This is a genomic window from Vibrio tasmaniensis, assembly GCF_024347635.1.
GTDB classification, from domain to species: Bacteria; Pseudomonadota; Gammaproteobacteria; order Enterobacterales; family Vibrionaceae; genus Vibrio; species Vibrio tasmaniensis.
In genome coordinates this window covers 1,106,291-1,123,952 of record NZ_AP025510.1, presented here as the reverse complement: position 1 = coordinate 1,123,952, position 17,662 = coordinate 1,106,291, and the positions used below count along the sequence as shown (strand labels likewise).

General features: G+C 43.9%; 14 protein-coding genes. 8 read left to right on the top strand and 6 right to left on the bottom strand.

Going from position 1 to position 17,662, the window contains the following annotated elements; all coding sequences use genetic code 11:
- Positions 1 to 114 precede the first annotated feature (114 nt).
- The 4 genes from OCV44_RS05315 to OCV44_RS05300 all read left to right on the top strand — a co-directional run bounded on the left by OCV44_RS05315 (position 115) and on the right by OCV44_RS05300 (position 6,430).
- A complete protein-coding gene (locus OCV44_RS05315; RefSeq protein WP_029225624.1) occupies positions 115 to 855 on the top strand; it encodes a YciK family oxidoreductase in 741 nt (246 codons plus the stop codon).
- 154 nt (positions 856 to 1,009) lie between these two features.
- On the top strand, positions 1,010 to 1,717 hold the full coding sequence (gene imuA / locus OCV44_RS05310; protein ID WP_139684745.1) for a translesion DNA synthesis-associated protein ImuA: 708 nt from the start codon (positions 1,010 to 1,012) through the stop codon (positions 1,715 to 1,717).
- A gap of 3 nt (positions 1,718 to 1,720) precedes the next feature.
- Positions 1,721 to 3,208 carry a Y-family DNA polymerase gene (locus OCV44_RS05305; protein WP_139684746.1) on the top strand — a complete coding sequence of 496 codons (1,488 nt, stop codon included), beginning with the start codon at positions 1,721 to 1,723 and terminating at the stop codon, positions 3,206 to 3,208.
- 129 nt (positions 3,209 to 3,337) lie between these two features.
- The gene (locus OCV44_RS05300; protein WP_139684747.1) at positions 3,338 to 6,430 is read left to right on the top strand and encodes an error-prone DNA polymerase; all 3,093 of its coding nucleotides are present in this window, start codon (positions 3,338 to 3,340) and stop codon (positions 6,428 to 6,430) included.
- A gap of 309 nt (positions 6,431 to 6,739) precedes the next feature.
- On the opposite strand, the gene OCV44_RS05295 is transcribed toward OCV44_RS05300, so the two are convergent.
- Together OCV44_RS05295 and mlc are read right to left on the bottom strand one after the other, a co-directional pair.
- Positions 6,740 to 7,681: a chemotaxis protein CheV gene (locus OCV44_RS05295; protein ID WP_009848992.1), complete on the bottom strand. Its 942-nt coding sequence runs from the start codon at positions 7,679 to 7,681 to the stop codon at positions 6,740 to 6,742.
- A gap of 166 nt (positions 7,682 to 7,847) precedes the next feature.
- Complete coding sequence (gene mlc / locus OCV44_RS05290; RefSeq protein ID WP_086049085.1) at positions 7,848 to 9,065, bottom strand: sugar metabolism global transcriptional regulator Mlc; 1,218 nt, start codon at positions 9,063 to 9,065, stop codon at positions 7,848 to 7,850.
- Positions 9,066 to 9,384: 319 nt separating this feature from the next.
- On the opposite strand from mlc, the gene pyk reads away from it, so the two are divergent.
- Positions 9,385 to 10,833, top strand: a complete 1,449-nt coding sequence (pyk, locus tag OCV44_RS05285) for a pyruvate kinase (RefSeq protein WP_139684748.1) — start codon at positions 9,385 to 9,387, stop codon at positions 10,831 to 10,833.
- A gap of 179 nt (positions 10,834 to 11,012) precedes the next feature.
- Here pyk and OCV44_RS05280 read toward each other — a convergent pair whose 3' ends face one another.
- Together OCV44_RS05280 and cydH are read right to left on the bottom strand one after the other, a co-directional pair.
- On the bottom strand, positions 11,013 to 12,215 hold the full coding sequence (locus OCV44_RS05280; protein WP_139684749.1) for a patatin-like phospholipase family protein: 1,203 nt from the start codon (positions 12,213 to 12,215) through the stop codon (positions 11,013 to 11,015).
- 41 nt (positions 12,216 to 12,256) lie between these two features.
- Positions 12,257 to 12,346, bottom strand: coding sequence for a cytochrome bd-I oxidase subunit CydH (gene cydH / locus OCV44_RS05275; protein ID WP_102248935.1), 90 nt, complete (start codon positions 12,344 to 12,346; stop codon positions 12,257 to 12,259).
- A gap of 145 nt (positions 12,347 to 12,491) precedes the next feature.
- On the opposite strand from cydH, the gene OCV44_RS05270 reads away from it, so the two are divergent.
- From OCV44_RS05270 to OCV44_RS05260, 3 genes are all read left to right on the top strand, one after another.
- Positions 12,492 to 13,085: a porin family protein gene (locus OCV44_RS05270; RefSeq protein ID WP_135383971.1), complete on the top strand. Its 594-nt coding sequence runs from the start codon at positions 12,492 to 12,494 to the stop codon at positions 13,083 to 13,085.
- A gap of 503 nt (positions 13,086 to 13,588) precedes the next feature.
- Positions 13,589 to 15,049: a sodium-dependent transporter gene (locus OCV44_RS05265; RefSeq protein ID WP_139684750.1), complete on the top strand. Its 1,461-nt coding sequence runs from the start codon at positions 13,589 to 13,591 to the stop codon at positions 15,047 to 15,049.
- Between the two features lie 2 nt (positions 15,050 to 15,051).
- Entirely contained in the window at positions 15,052 to 15,150 is a 99-nt protein-coding gene (locus tag OCV44_RS05260; RefSeq protein WP_009848986.1) for a methionine/alanine import family NSS transporter small subunit, read from the top strand.
- A gap of 57 nt (positions 15,151 to 15,207) precedes the next feature.
- Here the strand turns inward: OCV44_RS05260 and OCV44_RS05255 are convergent, their stop codons facing one another.
- A complete protein-coding gene (locus tag OCV44_RS05255) occupies positions 15,208 to 15,612 on the bottom strand; it encodes a hypothetical protein (RefSeq protein ID WP_139684751.1) in 405 nt (134 codons plus the stop codon).
- A 215-nt stretch (positions 15,613 to 15,827) separates the two neighbouring features.
- Positions 15,828 to 17,258: a PTS glucose transporter subunit IIBC gene (ptsG, locus tag OCV44_RS05250; RefSeq protein ID WP_139684752.1), complete on the bottom strand. Its 1,431-nt coding sequence runs from the start codon at positions 17,256 to 17,258 to the stop codon at positions 15,828 to 15,830.
- Between the last annotated feature and the right edge of the window lie 404 nt (positions 17,259 to 17,662).

Sequence of the window (17,662 nt, the reverse complement as noted above, 5' to 3'; positions counted from 1 at the left end):
TATTGTAACCATCTTGTCACGATTACCAAGAATTTCTCATCATTCCTGCGTTTATCTGTGTGATTAAACACCAATGGAATGACGAACATAATAAAAGAAAGAAGGATAAGCACAGTGGATTACCCAATCTCTACAGATGCCCTCAAAGATAAAGTAATTTTGGTTACAGGTGCCGGTGCTGGCATTGGTCGCCAAGCCGCGCTAAGTTTCGCTCAACATGGTGCAACTGTTATTCTGTTAGGCCGCAATGTCAAAAACCTTGAATTAATTTACGACGAAATCGAAAGCGCTGGTTACCCACAGCCTGCGATTATCCCATTGGATTTGAAAGGTGCGACAAAGCAGAACTACATCGACATGGCTGAAACCATCGAATCACAGTTCGGTCGTTTAGATGGTCTACTGCATAACGCAGGTGTGCTTGGCACGTTAAGTCCATTCGATCAAATCGATGAAGAAACGTTTGATGGCGTCATGCAAATCAACGTTAAAGCTGAATTTCTAATGACTCAAGCGTTACTGCCTGTCATTAAGAAAGCGGAAGCGGGTCGTATTGTCTTTACCTCTTCAACGGTTGGTCACTCTGGCCGCGCGTTCTGGGGTACTTACGCAATTTCAAAGTTTGCAACAGAAGGCATGATGCAGATCTTAGCCGATGAGCTTGAAGGTACCGATATCCGTGTTAATGCGATTAACCCAGGCGGTACTCAAACACGCATGCGTGCAAAAGCATACCCAGGTGAAGATGCAAACAAGCTAAAAACGCCACTCGACATCATCCCGCTGTATCTACACTTAATGAACCCAAGTGTGACAGACATTAATGGCCAATGTATCGACGCTCAACCTAAGTAGTTGATATTATAACCAATAACAAGAAGTCGCTTTAATAGCGGCTTTTTTTGTATCTAAATCAAATATTTAATAGTTAGCTCACCGAATTTTCGTCATTTTGCTTTGCATCTTTTTCATTGTTAAATATACTGTATAAATATACAGGTATTTAATTATGCATGAACTAATAAAAAACTTACAAGATCGCCAGTTAATCTGGAAAGGATTACAATCAACAACGCAAGGAAGTACCACTTCGACAGGCTATCCTCAATTGGATAAACAGCTTGATGGAGGCTTCCCGACGCACGGCGTCATTGAGGTTGAATCACAACAAGGGATTGGCGAACTTCGTCTACTCACGCCTTATTTAGCTCAACAAAACTCACAAAAACTGGCCATTTTCATCAACCCACCGGGGAAGATCTGTGCCGAGTTTTTCAACGACCAAAACATTCCACTAGAGAATATCCTAGTCATCCAACCTCAGCGTGATCTCGATGCATTATGGGCCGCAGAGCAGTGCCTCAAGAGTGGCGCCTGTCATTCTGTTTTGCTATGGGGTGCCGATTTAGAAATACACCAAACCAAGCGCCTGCAAGCGGCAAGCGAAACGGGCAAGTGTCTGCAATTTCATTTTAAAGCCACTAGCCATAATCGGTTATCCCTACCCGTTTCTTTAAGCATGAAGCTATCTTCTCACGCCCAAGGGTTAAAGATTGAGGTCACAAAAAGGAAAGGCAGTTGGTCGTATGGCTGCTTTATTCTAGACATGAGCCAAAATTGGCCGTTACTCACTCAAAAAATCACCCTTCAAGACAGTTCAAATCACGGGTTGTCTGGTAATACGGTGCTGGCTTTTCCTATTGTGAAGCAAGGCTAGCGTATGTTGTGGCTTTATCTGCACTTTCCATCTCTGCAGTTGGATACCTTGTTTAATTCTGAGATATCTAACTCCGAGAAAGTTCACTCTAATGAAGAGTCACACGAGCAACCTATTATCATCGTGGATGAAAAAGATCATCGTGTTCTGCAAGCTAACCAAGCTGCTCTGCAATCGGGAATTTCACTTAGTATGGGGCTAGGGTCTGCGGCGGCGCTGTGCCACAACTTACACGTCCACCCTTACAGTATTGAACTGGAGAAAAGTAAGCTGAAAGAGATCGCTCAATGGGCGTATCTGGTCACTTCTGATATGGCGTTACTGCCACCCAATGGATTATTGATTAAGGCCTCTAACATGCTGTCGCTTTACGATGGGCTAGATAACTACTGGCATGAACTCAAAAGCCATTTAGAAACGCTCAATATCCAGTTCAGCTTTGCCACAGGTTATTCGCCGCTTTCTGCAATCCTTTTAGGCAAACAATCCATCAACCAAGCAACGAACAATGTTGAGCAAATGAAAGCTTGGGTTAATCAACAAGCACTGAGTTCAAGCGAGCTACCAACTAAGCAAGTTGAACGCCTGAATCGTGTTGGTATCAATGTCGTTGAAGACTTATTAAAACTGCCTTTGCAAGAGGTCGCACGCCGCTTTGATATCGACTTGGTGAACTATGTGGGTCGTCTTAATGGGCAGTTCAAGCACCCGATTGATTTCTATCACCCACCAGAGAGTTTCCAGCAATATTTGGAGCTGCTGTTTGATATTGAAAACATCCTATTCATCGAAAAGCCTTTACTGAAATTGTTGAATCAGCTCGAGTGCTTTTTGAGGTTACGTGACCGAGTGGCTTTCGAGTTAACGCTGACTTTGCACCTAAGGGATAAAGACGATCATCATGTCTCTTTCTATTCAGCGCAGGGCGATTACCTTGCGGCCAAATGGGCAAATCTCACGCATCTAACCTTAGAATCACTGAAGATCACAGCACCTGTTCAGGGGCTGACTCTATCCTTGATTCGTCATGGAGAACCCCAAGTCGCCTACCATGATCTTTTCGATGGTAATACCGGAACACTTGCTGCGTTAGATCTGCTCTCGCTGCTGCAAGCCAAGTTAGGGCAAGCTTGTATTCAAACACCCAAAATACAGCATGACCCAAGGCCAGAGAAAGCGAACCAATATTCACTGCCGACACTGGGGAATACAGAAAAAAAGAGACAAGTTTCCCAAGATGTCGCGCAACAAACTATGACAGCTTCCAACATCAGCCAACAAAGACTCCGACCGAGCATCTTACTGCCCGAGCCCGAAGCCTTAACCGAGGATGTCACCTTATCTCAAGGCCCTGAGCGCATTGTTTCTGGCTGGTGGGACGGAGAGAAGATCATTCGTGACTACTTTATTGCTCACAGTGAAAACGGCCGATGGCTCTGGATATTTAGAACGCCAGATAAACAGTGGTTTTTGCACGGCTTATTTAGCTAGCTTGTAGGAAAGCTAGTCTGTAAAAAAGTAAGTCAGTAAGAAACTTCGCAGTCTCGTCCGTTCTACTTATTGAATTTCAACATCCTTTTTCAATCATATTCACTCGCATTGGTTAAGTGAAATTACGTTATGTCTCAGCAATACTCAGAGCTATTTTGCCAAAGTAATTACTCCTTCCTTGAAGGAGCTTCACACGCAGAGGAGCTTGTTTTACAGGCCGACTTCTTACGTTACAAAGCACTCGCGGTTACAGATGAGTGCTCAGTGGCGGGCATCGTTAAGGTTCACTCAGCAATCAAGCAACATAAACTGTCGCTCAAACAAATTGTCGGGAGCATGTTTTGGTTAAATGAAGAGTGCCAAGTGGTATTGTTATGTCCAAACAGACAAGCCTATGCTGAGCTGTGCCGTATCATTACCAACGCGAGACGTCGTAGCAGTAAAGGACATTATCAACTCTCTGAGTGGGATATCATGTCGGCTAAGCACTGCTTCATTGTTTGGCTTCCTCAACAGAAAAATGAAGATGCGCACTGGGGACAATGGCTTTCTCAGCACCACAGTGGTCGTCTGTGGATTGGCTTACAGAGACACCTGAAACAGACCGACCAGCAGTACATCGATTACTGCGTTGAATTGTCGCAACATCATCACCTACCGATAACCGCTTGCGGTGGTGTATTGATGCACAATGCTAACCGCTTACCCTTGCAGCACTCACTCACTGCGATTAAGTACCAAAAACCCATTACCGAAGTGGGCAGTCACTTACTCGCGAATGCAGAACGTTGTTTACGAAGCATCAACAAACTCTCTCATATTTTCAAAGCGGAGTGGCTAGAAGAGAGCAACCGAATCTCAGAGCTGTGTGAGTTTGATTTAGACAGCTTGCGCTACGAATACCCAAGCGAACTGATTCCTCAAGGTGAGACACCCATGAGTTATCTACGCATGTTGGTCGAAAAAGGAAAACAGGCTCGCTTCCCACAAGGTGTACCTAATGACATTCAACAAATCATAGATAAAGAGCTCGGGCTGATTGGTGAGCTCAACTATCCTTTCTTCTTTCTCACCATTCATGACATCGTCATGTTTGCCAAAAGCCAAGGCATTCTTTACCAAGGTCGTGGTTCAGCGGCCAATTCCGTGGTCTGTTACTGCTTAGAAATCACTTCTGTCGACCCAAGACAGATCTCAGTGCTATTTGAACGCTTCATCAGTAAAGAGCGCGATGAGCCGCCCGATATTGATGTCGATTTTGAGCACGAACGCCGTGAAGAAGTCATCCAATACATCTACAAGAAATACGGTAGAGAACGCGCAGCACTTGCCGCAACGGTCATTTCATACCGCTTCAAAAGTGCAGTAAGAGATGTCGGCAAAGCTTTAGGGCTACAGGAAACCCAGCTTGATTACTTTATTAAGAACACCAACCGCAGAGACAAAAGCTTAGGTTGGCAGGCTCAGTTAACTCAATTAGGACTACAACCTGACTCTTTGAAGGGTCAGCAATTTATCCATTTGGTTAATGAAATCATCGGCTTTCCACGTCACTTATCTCAGCACGTTGGTGGCTTTGTGATCTCTTCTGGGCCTTTGTATGAATTGGTTCCCGTCGAGAATGCAGCTATGCACGATCGAACTATTATTCAATGGGATAAAGATGATCTTGAAACCTTGGGGCTGCTTAAGGTCGATGTACTTGCACTTGGTATGCTTTCTGCGATTCGTAAGTGTTTCGACCTGATCAAACTCATTCATGGGCGATCACTCACCATCGCTGAGATCACTCGCCTCAAGGACGACCCTCAGGTTTACGGCATGATTCAACGAGCAGACACGGTCGGGATCTTCCAAATTGAATCACGCGCGCAAATGAGCATGCTGCCAAGGCTTAAACCGAAGACTTATTACGACTTGGTGATTCAAATCGCTATCGTTCGTCCTGGGCCTATTCAAGGCGATATGGTTCACCCATTCTTAAAGCGTCGAGATGGTATTGAGCCAATCAGTTACCCATCGAAGGATGTTGAATCAGTACTGTCGCGCACCTTAGGTGTTCCTATCTTCCAAGAGCAAGTGATTAAACTCGCCATGGTTGCCGCAGGGTTCACAGGTGGAGAGGCGGATCAGCTCAGACGCGCCATGGCTGCATGGAAGAAAAATGGCAACGTATTTAAGTTTAAAAACAAACTTATCGAGGGAATGCAAAAACGCGGTTATGAGACAGAGTTTGCCGAACAGATCTTTAAACAGATATGCGGCTTTGGTGAATATGGTTTTCCAGAAAGCCACTCTGCTTCATTTGCGGTGCTAGCCTATTGCTCAGCTTGGTTGAAATGCTACTACCCAGAATGCTTCTATGCTTCCTTGCTCAATAGCCAACCTATGGGGTTTTATAGCCCCTCACAGTTGGTACAAGACGCACAACGACACAATGTGGTAGTTCTTCCGGTATGTGTGAACGCCTCACAAGACAACCACATAGTCGTTGAACATCAGAATGGTTTAGCAATTCGCTTAGGGCTGCGACAAATCAAAGGATTCAGTGAACATGGGATTCAAAGCGTGCTCGCCAATCGTCCACAACCCGGTTATCGCCATCCTAGCCAGGTGAAACAGTTATCGATGAATAAGAAAGATATCGAGCTACTGGCATCGGCCAATGCGCTACATAACGTATCGGGAGACCGCTTCCAGACTCGCTGGGCGATCATGGACTCCGCTTCTGATTTACCTCTGTTTAGCCAAGTCTATGACGATGCTGGGGATGGACATGACGAACATGCACTGCACAAACCCAATGAGATGCAAGATCTACTCGAAGACTTCACCAGTGTCGGAGTTTCATTGAACAAGCACCCAATCACTTTGCTAGAAGAAGCTAACCGACTTGGTCGGTTCACCCATATGAAAGACTTGAAACAACAAAGACACAAATCTATGGTCACGGTTGTTGGATTGGTCACTGGCAAGCAATCTCCCGGAACCGCGGCAGGTGTTACCTTTGTCACATTAGAAGATAACACGGGCAATATTAATGTCGTGGTATGGGGAGCAACCGCGCGCTCTCAACAGCAAGCTTATCTGACAGCCAAAGCGTTAAAAGTACAAGGAATATTAGAAAAGGAAGGCGAAGTTGTGCATGTTATAGCGGGTAAACTCATCGATATTACCGATGAAATTATTGGTTTGAACACCAAATCCCGAGATTTTCATTAACGAATCAAGTTGCCCTCCAAGAAACGCTAGAAACGAAAAAGGGAAGCATCCGCTTCCCTTAAATTCAAGTTGTTGAGTTATACCTCAACGTCCGCTTCCGTACGTCTTTTCTTAAATTCCCTATACAGTAATAAGCTCAAAGTCATGACGACTTTAGACGTTAACCATATCATTCAGAGGAACTACCTTAGATTGTGCGTGAAAAGTTACGTTAGTCGTTGAGCATGTTTTGTTAAAAAACATGCTGTATCAAATACTAGCAAACGTTTTCGCCAAGGTCATTCGAAACAAACCGTACAGCTGCATTAATTACAAAATCTGACGCATTCGCTCTTGAGTCACTTCAACTAAGAGGTCTGGTTGGAATTTAGAAATAAAGCGATTACACCCTACTTTCTCAACCATGGCTTCATTGAAACTACCACTTAATGAAGTATTTAGCGTAATAAACAAATCATGCATTCGAGGATCAGTTCGAACTTCGTGAGTCAGTTTGTAGCCATCCATTTCTGGCATTTCAGCATCAGTGATCATCAATAATATTTCTTGATTGATGTCTTTGCCTTCATCACACCACTTCTTAAGTAAAGTCAGTGCTTCTAAGCCGTCACAACATTCGATAATGTTCAAACCAAGTTGCGACAAGGTGCCTTTGATCTGATTGCGCGCTGTTGAAGAGTCATCAACGATAAGCACATTACGGCCAACCATTTCATTCGCTAACTGCTGATCTAGAACACCGTCAGAAATCGACACATCGTAGTCGATGATCTCCGCTAACACCTTTTCAACATCGATGATCTCAACGATTTTGTGCTGCTCTTCTTCTTGGATGTGCGTGATAGCAGTTAAGTAGTTTGCTCGACCCGTAGTCTTTGGTGGCGGCTGGATTTCTGTCCATGTCGTATTCACGATATTGCGAACTTGTCCAACCAAGAAGCCCTGTACGGTTCGGTTGTATTCGGTAATGATCAAGTTATTTTCTTGAGTCTCATCACGTGATGGTGGGAAACCAATCGCGCTGCGTAAGTCAATAACAGGAACAGATTCACCACGTAAAGAAGCAACACCCGTAATATGATGATGAGAGCCTGGCAAGCGAGTGAGTACAGGCACTTTTAAGACTTCTTTAACTTTAAATACGTTAATCGCAAATAATTGGCGACTATTTAAGCTGAATAACAAGAGTTCCAGACGGTTTTCACCGACGAGTTTAGTTCTCTGATCAACCGAATTTAAAACGCCAGACATACAACACCTTAGTGACTAATAATAACTGTGGCTACAATAGCCTAATTCGATAGGTTAAAGCAAAGCGCAAATACACAGATGCTTAAACTAAGTACAACAAATGCTGTTATACATAGTTTAAGTGTATGGAAAGGATTCAAGGAAGGCTAAAAACGATAAAAAGGGGTTAGCCTTCAATCACTTTCATTAACAATTGGCCATCATATAAAGCTTGTTTAACAAGCGCTGCACCTGGCATGGTGGCTTGTTTATAGAATCGAGATTCCACCAGCTCTAAATCTTGATGGTAAACCGATAAACTTTGCTCTTCGATACACTTTTGAATCGCAGGGTACAACACGCTTTTAGCCTGATTGATAACACCACCAATCAAGACTTTCTCAGGGTTGAAAAGGTTAATCACAATCGCTATCGCGGCACCTAAGTAACGACCTAACTGTTCAATCACTTCAACAGCCAATGGATCGCCATCGGCAGCGGCAGCGCAGATCTGTTCAATAGTGACATCTTCAAACACAGTTAATGACGATGCTTCACCATTAGCCAGCCGCTCTTTCACTTGTTCACGGATCGCCTGAGAACTCGCGACCGTTTCTAAACAGCCATGATTACCACAATGACAAAGCTTGCCTTGTTTATCGATCTGAATATGACCCAGTTCACCGATGTTACCGTGGCGACCTTGCAATACTCGACCGTCAAGAATGATCCCGGCGCCTACACCGTGGTGAATCGAGATAAGAACGGAATTATCGTTGTCTTGAGAGTGACCAAACAACTTCTCTGCTAATGCCCAGGCTCGGGTATCATTGGCAATAAAGACAGGTAGACCTGTTTCTTTGTAGATCTCAGGACCCAACGCTAAATTTTTAACGTTGTAGTGTGGCATCTGCAACACAATCCCCTGCTCAGAATTCACAAGACCCGGTAGCGTAACCGCAATACTTGTTACCCTATCGAGTTGCTCCGCATAAGTTTGGAAAAATTCATCAATTTCATGCAGAAGACGCGCAAGCACATCATCTTGATCACGTTCATGGATATCAATCTTGGTATCGATAAGCACATCGCCGCCCAATTCATGCAGCGCGATCGTCAAGTATCCGCGACCAAGACGCATCGACAGAAACTGCCAACCTTCGTTATTGGTTTGCAGACCGACAGCAGGACGCCCACGAGTTGTGGCTTCTTGAACCGTCGTTTCGTGAATAAGGTGAGCTTCAATGAGTTCACGGGTAATTTTAGTAATACTCGCCGGAGCCAACTCACTTTGCTTGGACAGATCGATACGAGAAATAGGACCTCTAAGGTCAATTAGTTTATATACACGACCAGCATTGACCTGTTTGATATGATCAATATGGCCCGGTTGAGCCATGTACATTTTACGCTCCAGAAATCATCAACGCGGTAATTTTTTTACTTTGCGAAGTAATTGTGAAGTCACTTGGTATATCGCCGTGACCCGTATCACGTATATACATGAATCTTTGTGTATCTAGTCAAATAGTTCGAGAAAAATTCGTACCTACATCGATAAATTGAGACTTAATTTTCTTAATGAAACATCGTTATTGAGCCCTGAATTCAATAATTAGAGACAAATAAAGAAATATCCTCATAGCTCCCAATAAATATTCAATTAATGCATATACTTAATTCAGTCTTTTAAAAGATTACTTGGCCTCACTCTAGGAGTATTCATGACAGCCGAATTAAGAAAAACGAAAATCGTCACAACGCTAGGCCCTTCTACTGATAAAGGTAACGTGCTTGAAGAGATCATCAAAGCCGGTGCCAATGTCGTCCGTATGAACTTCTCTCACGGCACTAGCGACGACCATATACAACGTGCAGAAAACGTCAGAGCAATTGCCAAAAGACTTGGCACTCAAATCGCTATTCTCGGTGACTTACAAGGCCCCAAGATTCGAGTGTCAACATTCAAAGATGGCAAAATCCAACTTGCCGTTGGTGACCAATTTACTCTCGACAGTAGCCTAGGTTTAGGCGAAGGCAACCAACAAGCGGTCGGTCTTGATTATAAAGAATTACCTAACGACGTTTCAGCTAACGACATCTTGTTGCTCGACGATGGTCGTGTGCAGCTAAAAGTAACCAAAGTGGAAGGCTGCCGTGTTCATACAGAAGTCATCATTGGTGGTCCTCTCTCAAATAACAAAGGCATCAACAAGAAAGGCGGCGGCCTTTCCGCAGAAGCGCTGACAGAAAAAGACAAGCGCGACATCGTCACTGCAGCACAAATCAAAGTGGATTACCTCGCGGTGTCTTTCCCGCGCAACGGCGAAGACATGCACTACGCTCGACAGCTCGCACGAGAAGCTGGCTTAGAAGCTCACCTCGTAGCAAAGGTAGAACGAGCAGAGACGGTAGCCACTGTTGAGAACATGGATGACATCATAATGGCCTCAGACGTCGTCATGGTGGCTCGTGGTGACCTCGGAGTGGAAATTGGCGACCCTGAGTTAGTCGGAGTACAAAAACAGCTTATACGCCGTGCTAGAGCGCTTAATCGAACGGTGATCACCGCAACCCAAATGATGGAATCGATGATTTCAGCGCCAATGCCAACCCGAGCCGAAGTCATGGACGTTGCCAATGCGGTACTTGATGGAACAGATGCAGTCATGCTTTCAGGTGAAACAGCTGCAGGTGATTACCCGGTCGAAACCGTAAAATCGATGGCTGAAGTGTGTATTGGTGCTGAGAAAATGGCGGGGATTAACAACCAATCCAATTACCGAATTGATCGCACCTTTGTGACCGCCGAAGAAACCGTTTCAATGGCGACTATCTACTCGGCAAACCATATGGAAGGTATTAAAGGCGTAGTCACTCTCACAGAATCAGGCCGTACTGCACTGATGATGTCTCGCCTAAGTGCTGACATGCCTATCTACGCACTATCTCGTAACGAAGGAACACTTAATCGCTGCACCTTGTACCGAGGTGTAACACCTATCTACTTCGAGACAGAAGCCAAAGACAGTTTTGACATTGCCCTATCTACGCTCACCTGCCTAAAAGAGCAAGAGCATCTTAAGTTTGGCGATCTCGTTATCGTCACTCAAGGCGACATTATGGATGTGGCGGGATCGACCAACTGTATGAGAATCTTGCCTGTCACCTAATGTTTGCCCGTAAGGCGAAACGATTTGCCTAATCTCAAGACAAAAAAGGGTTATCGAACCAAGTTCAATAACCCTTTTTCATTTCAGAACACGACTCACTAACGATCGGCTTAAACAGCACGATCAGCTCACAGCATGCTAACTCATCAACTTCAAATATTACTCATCAACCTCAAGCATTACTTCTCAGCAGCAATGGTTGCCAACTGTGGCATGTGTGAACTGCGGGCATTTTTCGTAGAGGTATAAGTTTCAACAAATCGGTAACCGGCTTCTAAACCCAAATCATAATCGTGCAGTAAATCTTCTTTATTACTCATTAATGAATTGGATTTCAGCGGCTTACTCGGGGCAATTTGCACTACAAAAGCATCGTCTGGTGGGGAGTTCAAAAAATCCTGAGTCAATGAGTAAGTTTGGTAATGCACCATCAGCATATCTGCTAAGCCGGAATCAAACTTATCACCAATTAAATGACTTAATCTATAGATGTCATCCGCCCCGAATAACCATCGACCACCATTCAGTAAATCCAAATGTGACCTGTCGCGCTTCTGTTCTTTTGAGCTGAGAATTTGTTGTTGAAAGAACGAGCTCCAATCGGTTTTCCACTGTTCCACTTTTTGTTGCCAATGGCCTTGAACACTGTCAAAAGATTCGCGGAACCATTCCAGTTCTTCGGCTGATATCGGTTTGGGTGTTTTTAATCGCGTACTGTTAGCTTGAACCTCGACCTCTTCCTCTAACGCTGGCTCAGTTCGGATCACAACAATGGAACGGGCTTGTCTACGCCATGCTTCTTGAACCGGGATACAAGCTGATACACCACCATCCACATAAGAACTGTCGCCAATAAATATTTCATCATTGTACAAACGAGGAATAGCACAGGTTGCAATCATCACTTTGTACCAATCTTCCCCTAATAATGGGAAGTAGTGATCTCGTAAGTCTTTAGAATCCGTGACGGCTGCATAGAAGTGGCGTTCGCCTAGCGTTTGTCGTCCTAAATCCAAATCAAGCTTATATGGGTAAGCCATGATTTGTTCTAAGGCCCATTCTAATCCAAGGTTCTTTCTGTGTCGTATATAAGAAAAGAGATTGAAGAATTCAGGTGATGTTGTGAGGTCGAGAAGGAAAGAACGGCCAAGGCCTTTATCGCGGCACAGATAAGCACACAAATTAAGAGCACCTGCAGAGGTACCAAAAAACTCGTCGAAGGGATCAAAATTTGAAAGAAGAAAGGCATCCAGCACTCCAGAAGTAAAAATACTTCTCTGTCCGCCACCTTGGGCGACCAGTGCTGTTTTTCCAGCAATAAACTTAGCGTAATAGTCTAAGTCTATTGCTGTATCAATATTGGTTATAATCCCACTATTCATGATTCCCTGAGTATAAAAACTCAGCCTCGCAATAGATGGTATTAACTACCAATTGCAATAAAGCCAAATGAGAGAATGATTGCGTAGATGACAACCGTGATTTGTAGGGCATTTTTCAGATTATGGTCCATAGACACCTCTGGCTTATTATTAATTTGTCGAGTCTCTATTTAAGTACTATCAGGTGTGTGAAGTATCTTCAAGAATCGTCGAAATTAGTCGCACAATATTGATGTAACCATCACAATTAGTAAGTGTATGGATAAGGATATACTCATGAATAACAAAGCAAATATATTGGCACTGATTACGCTTCTCTCCGTTTCGAGCGTACATGCCTCGCCGGAAATCATCATTACTCCGATGGTGGGCTATACAGGCGGTGGCAGTGTCGAAGACCAGGACGGTAAAACCTATGATATGAAAGGGTCTGAAAACTACACCTTTGCGATTGAAACGCCATTTGAAAAAGGACGCATCGGCTTTTTCTATTCTAATCAAAGCTCTGAATTAGAAACGCTCAACCTAAGCTCCTCCATCCAATACCTGCACTTTCAAAGTAGCATTTACTACCCAGCTTCTTCTGTGTTGTCTGGTTATTTGGGGTTAGGCCTTGGTGCTTCTTACGTCGATGTAGACTGGGCAAAAGATAAGTATGGGTTCTCAACCTCTATCTTTGGTGGTTTAGAGTACAAATTTAGTGACCGATTAGCGCTAAACACACAACTACGTTGGTTAGGTACCGTTGTCGATAACGACACCTCCGGTGTTTGTAACATCCCAAGTAACGGGCAAGAGTGCATCATCCGCTTTGATACCGACTGGATGAACCAATTCCAAGCCAATGTCGGACTGAGTTTTACTTTCTAAGTATCGATGACCATAAGCATCTCATACCAATAGAACCTCCGAATAGTTGGTCAGTTCAACTATAGAGTGTATGAATTTCAGTCATACGCTCTACTTTTAAATAAAGTCATATAACCTAATAAAACAGAAAAAATTAGACACATAAACCAATCAGAAAACCCCAAACCAATTCATACCTCTAAAATAACCATCATTTAACATCTTAAAGACCATAAGCCCACAGTTATTAAACATACCTAATCTATTGCTTTAACCATTCTAACTAGGTAGGCTCATTAGCACGCATCAGCTGAATATTTCAGGTTATGCAAACACACATCAAACAATTAAGAATTATCCGCTGAGTTCTCCAATCGCTAACAACATAATAATCTAAACTTTTGCTTAATCACGGAAGATAAAGTAAACAGTCAAACCGTTTGCCTGTTTTAACTATCATCTCCTTACCAAGCACAGCGTGACGAGAAGCTTCATACCTCAGGGAAGTTGTAAAGGAGTTAAATATGAAGCGAGAACAGTGGGGATCCCGAGCAGGATTTATCCTTGCCGCAGTAGGATCTGCTATTGGTTTAGGAAACATTTGGCGTTTTCCATATATGGCTTATGAAAATGGCGGCGGTGCTTTTTTCATTCCATATCTATTTGCCATGCTTACGGCTGGTATCCCATTTATGATCCTAGAGTTCAGTATGGGTCAAAAATATCGTGGCTCTGCACCTGCAACTTTAGCGCGCATCAACTCAAAATTTGAGTGGCTTGGCTGGTTCCAAGTGGGTGTAGCGGCTGTCATCGCGGTCTACTATGTTGCCGTTATCGGTTGGGCAATTTCATACTTCGGTATGTCATTCAATCAAAGCTGGGGAACAGACACTAACGCATTCTTCTTCAGTGAATATCTAGCTCTAGGTGATAACTCACCGACGAACCTAGGTAACATCCAATGGGGCATCGCCGGCGCAATGTTACTCGCTTGGGCAATCACTTATGCAGCTATCGTGGGTGGTGTTAAAGCTGGTATCGAACGTGCTTCTAAAGTAATGATGCCAGTGTTGTTCATAATGGTGATTTTGCTTATCGGACGCATGGTTTTCCTTCCTGGTGCTCTAGATGGTGTGAACTACATGTTCGAACCTGATTTCAGCAAGATCTGGGACGTAAAAGTATGGGCTGCTGCTTATGGACAAATCTTCTTCACGCTAAGTATCGGTTTTGCGATCATGCTGGCTTACTCAAGCTACCTGCCTGAAAAATCAGATATCACGAACAACGCGTTCATGACGGTTCTTATCAACTGTGGTTTCTCAATTCTTGCGGGTATTATGATTTTCTCTGTTCTTGGCTACATGGCTCAAGAACAAGGTAAACCATTAACTGAAGTAGTATCAGCAGGCGTTGGCCTTGCGTTTGTTACGCTACCTGCTGCGATTAATTTACTTCCAGCACCGTATATTCTGGGTCCACTATTCTTCTTTGCACTTGTTGTGGCTGGTTTAAGCTCTCATATCTCAATTATGGAAGCGGTAACATCTGCAATTATGGACAAGCTGAACTGGAGCCGTAAAAAAGCAGCAAGTATTGTTATTGGCGTTGGTGTTGTGGTGTCTATGGCATTTGCAACTAACGGCGGCCTACTTCTACTAGACCTAGTCGATCACTTCGCTAACAACGTCGGCATCATGGTAGGCGGATTCATTGAAATCCTTCTAATGGCATGGCTACTAAACAAAGTTAGCGATGTACGTGCGTACGTCAATGAGATTTCAGATTTCTCTATTGGCGTATGGTTTAACGTATGTTTACGCTTCGTCACTCCAGTTATGCTTGCAATCATTCTTGCAACGAAACTAAGCGCATTGTTTACAGACGGTTACGGTGGCTATGACCTGACTCTTGGCTGGGCAATGATCGCAGGATTACTAGCGATTGGCATTATCATAAATATGACAAGTAAGAAGGAAGCATAATCATGACAACTAGTGCGATTATTATGATGGTTCTTGGTCTTGGTATCACTTGGGGTGGTGCTGCAATTTGCATAAAGCGTGCAATGGACAAACAGAAATAACCTTATTTAACCATTCAAAAATGCCAGCTACTAAGCTGGCATTTTTTGTCTCATCACCTAGAACTTGTAAGTGATACCTAGCGCACCACCCACTTGTAACTCAACACCTTTATACATGTCGAGTTCAGGGTGAACTTGAGCGTAAGCATTCCAACCTTCGTGGAAATTCACTTTCACGCCTAACGGCAAGCGTAAGCCAAAGTCGTCATTCCATTCAGTCCAAGCACCAGCACCGACATACCAACTCAACGGAGCTTCAGTCTCAAACTGACCACGCTTCCAAATGTAGTCAAATGCAGCACCATCGTTGCCAATCGTGGCACGATACTTCTGATCAAATTCCACAACGACACTCAGGTCTTGGTCAATGGCTAATCCAACTTCCAAAGCTGGAACTTCAGAAGCGTGAGCAAACGAGGCTCCGCTGCAGCACATAAGGCCGATCAAGTAACGATGTTTCATAATATTCTCAGACTGTAGTTAAAAAACGGAGTCTACGGGAATCTCAGCGAAAGGTGTCATCGCTAGGTAAAAGCGAACTGGCGTTCAAGCTTCGTAATCGGTCTTCAACACATCGGGTTGAGTAAGAAGAGATTAAGCGGGAGGACATTTTGCATATTGCAGAAAGCAAAAAAGGAGGCCCGTAAGGCCTCCTTTCAATTTATTGAATCAGCGAATTAACCGTTGTTACGGATCCACTCATCCATGTCTGTCTTAAGGTTGTCAGACTTAGTACCGAAGATAGCTTGTACGCCACCAGCAACTACAACAACACCTGCAGCGCCTAGTTTCTTCAGTTTGTCTTGGTCAACAACTGCTGTATCAGCAACGGCTACACGTAGACGAGTAATACAAGCGTCAAGACCAGTGATGTTCGCTTTGCCACCGAATGCAGCAACTAACTCACCAGCAAGCTCTGTACCAGTTGCAACGATTTCGTCTTCTGACTCGTCTTCGCGACCTGGAGTTTTAAGGTCTAGAGCTTTAATCACAGTGCGGAATACGATGTAGTAAATTGCAGCGTAAGCAACACCACAAACAACCATTAGGCCCATCTTAGACGCGTTGCCAGATAGAACTAGGAAGTCGATTAGACCGTGTGAGAAAGATGTACCGTGTACAAAACCTAGAGTGTTCGCAAGAACGTATGCAGAACCAGCTAGTAGAGCGTGGATTGCGTACAGTACAGGAGCAACGAATAGGAATGAGAATTCGATTGGTTCAGTGATACCCGTTAGGAATGAAGTTAACGCAGCAGAAGCCATGATACCCATTACTTTAGCGCGGTTTTCAGGTTTAGCTGAATGTGCAATCGCGATTGCAGCAGCAGGTAGACCGAACATCTTGAACATGTAACCACCAGCTAGCTGACCGAAGCCATTGCCCGCTGCACGAGATGCGTCATCAGCAACTAGGTAACAAGTAAGAACACCGTTTTGAGTTTCGCCAGCAGCGTTTACACAAGTACCAGCTTCAAAGAAGAAAGGTACGTTCCAAACGTGGTGAAGACCAAATGGAATTAGAGAACGCTCAACGATACCGTAGATACCAAACGCCACTTGTGGGTTTTGGTGAGCAGCCCAATCAGAGAACGCAGAGATAGCGCCGCCAACTGGTGGCCATACTACAGATAGTAGGATTGCTAGACCAATCGCAGAGAAACCTGTGATGATTGGCACAGCACGCTTACCAGCGAAGAAGCCAAGGTACTCTGGTAGTTGAATACGGAAGAAACGGTTGAATGCCCAAGCAGCAACACCACCGACTAGGATACCACCTAGTACACCAGTGTCGATTTTATCAACGCCCATTACACCAGCCATTACGCCTAGTGTAGCAGTCATGATGCCGTAACCAACGATAGCAGCTAGACCAGCTACACCGTCGTTATTTGTAAAGCCAAGTGCTACACCTACTGCGAACAGCAGTGCCATTTGACCGAATACTGAACCACCCGCTTGTTCCATTAAGTTTGAAACGATTTCTGGAATGAAAGGAAGGTCTGCTGCACCGACACCTAGCAAAATACCCGCAACTGGTAAAACTGATACTGGTAGCATCAGAGACTTACCAACTTTCTGCAGGCTAGCAAAAAGGTTCTTAAACATGTTTATGCTCCTGATAAAGATAAAATAATTATATGGGTCCTAACGGCACACCCCCGTAGCCTATATGTTAGCACCCAGTGAAAATGTAACCATGTGTTGCATTATATTTTCTGCCGCTAAATATATATTGATGGGGAACTAAGTTTCTAGTCACTTACGAAATTTAGTTTCAAAACAAGTCTTGGATCACATGTCAAATATAGAAATGCAATGCTTTACAAGCCGATAAGTTTATGAAAATAAAGTAAATTATAATTACCCTCTATTATTTTACTGAGTAAATAAAATAGAGGGCAATGTTATTTTTAGTAACAAAATTACAAATGTTGTAATTCATACTCTCAAGTTCAACATATTCCGTAAACATTAAAAAAAAACGCATTTTTGGTGATCAAAAACACAAA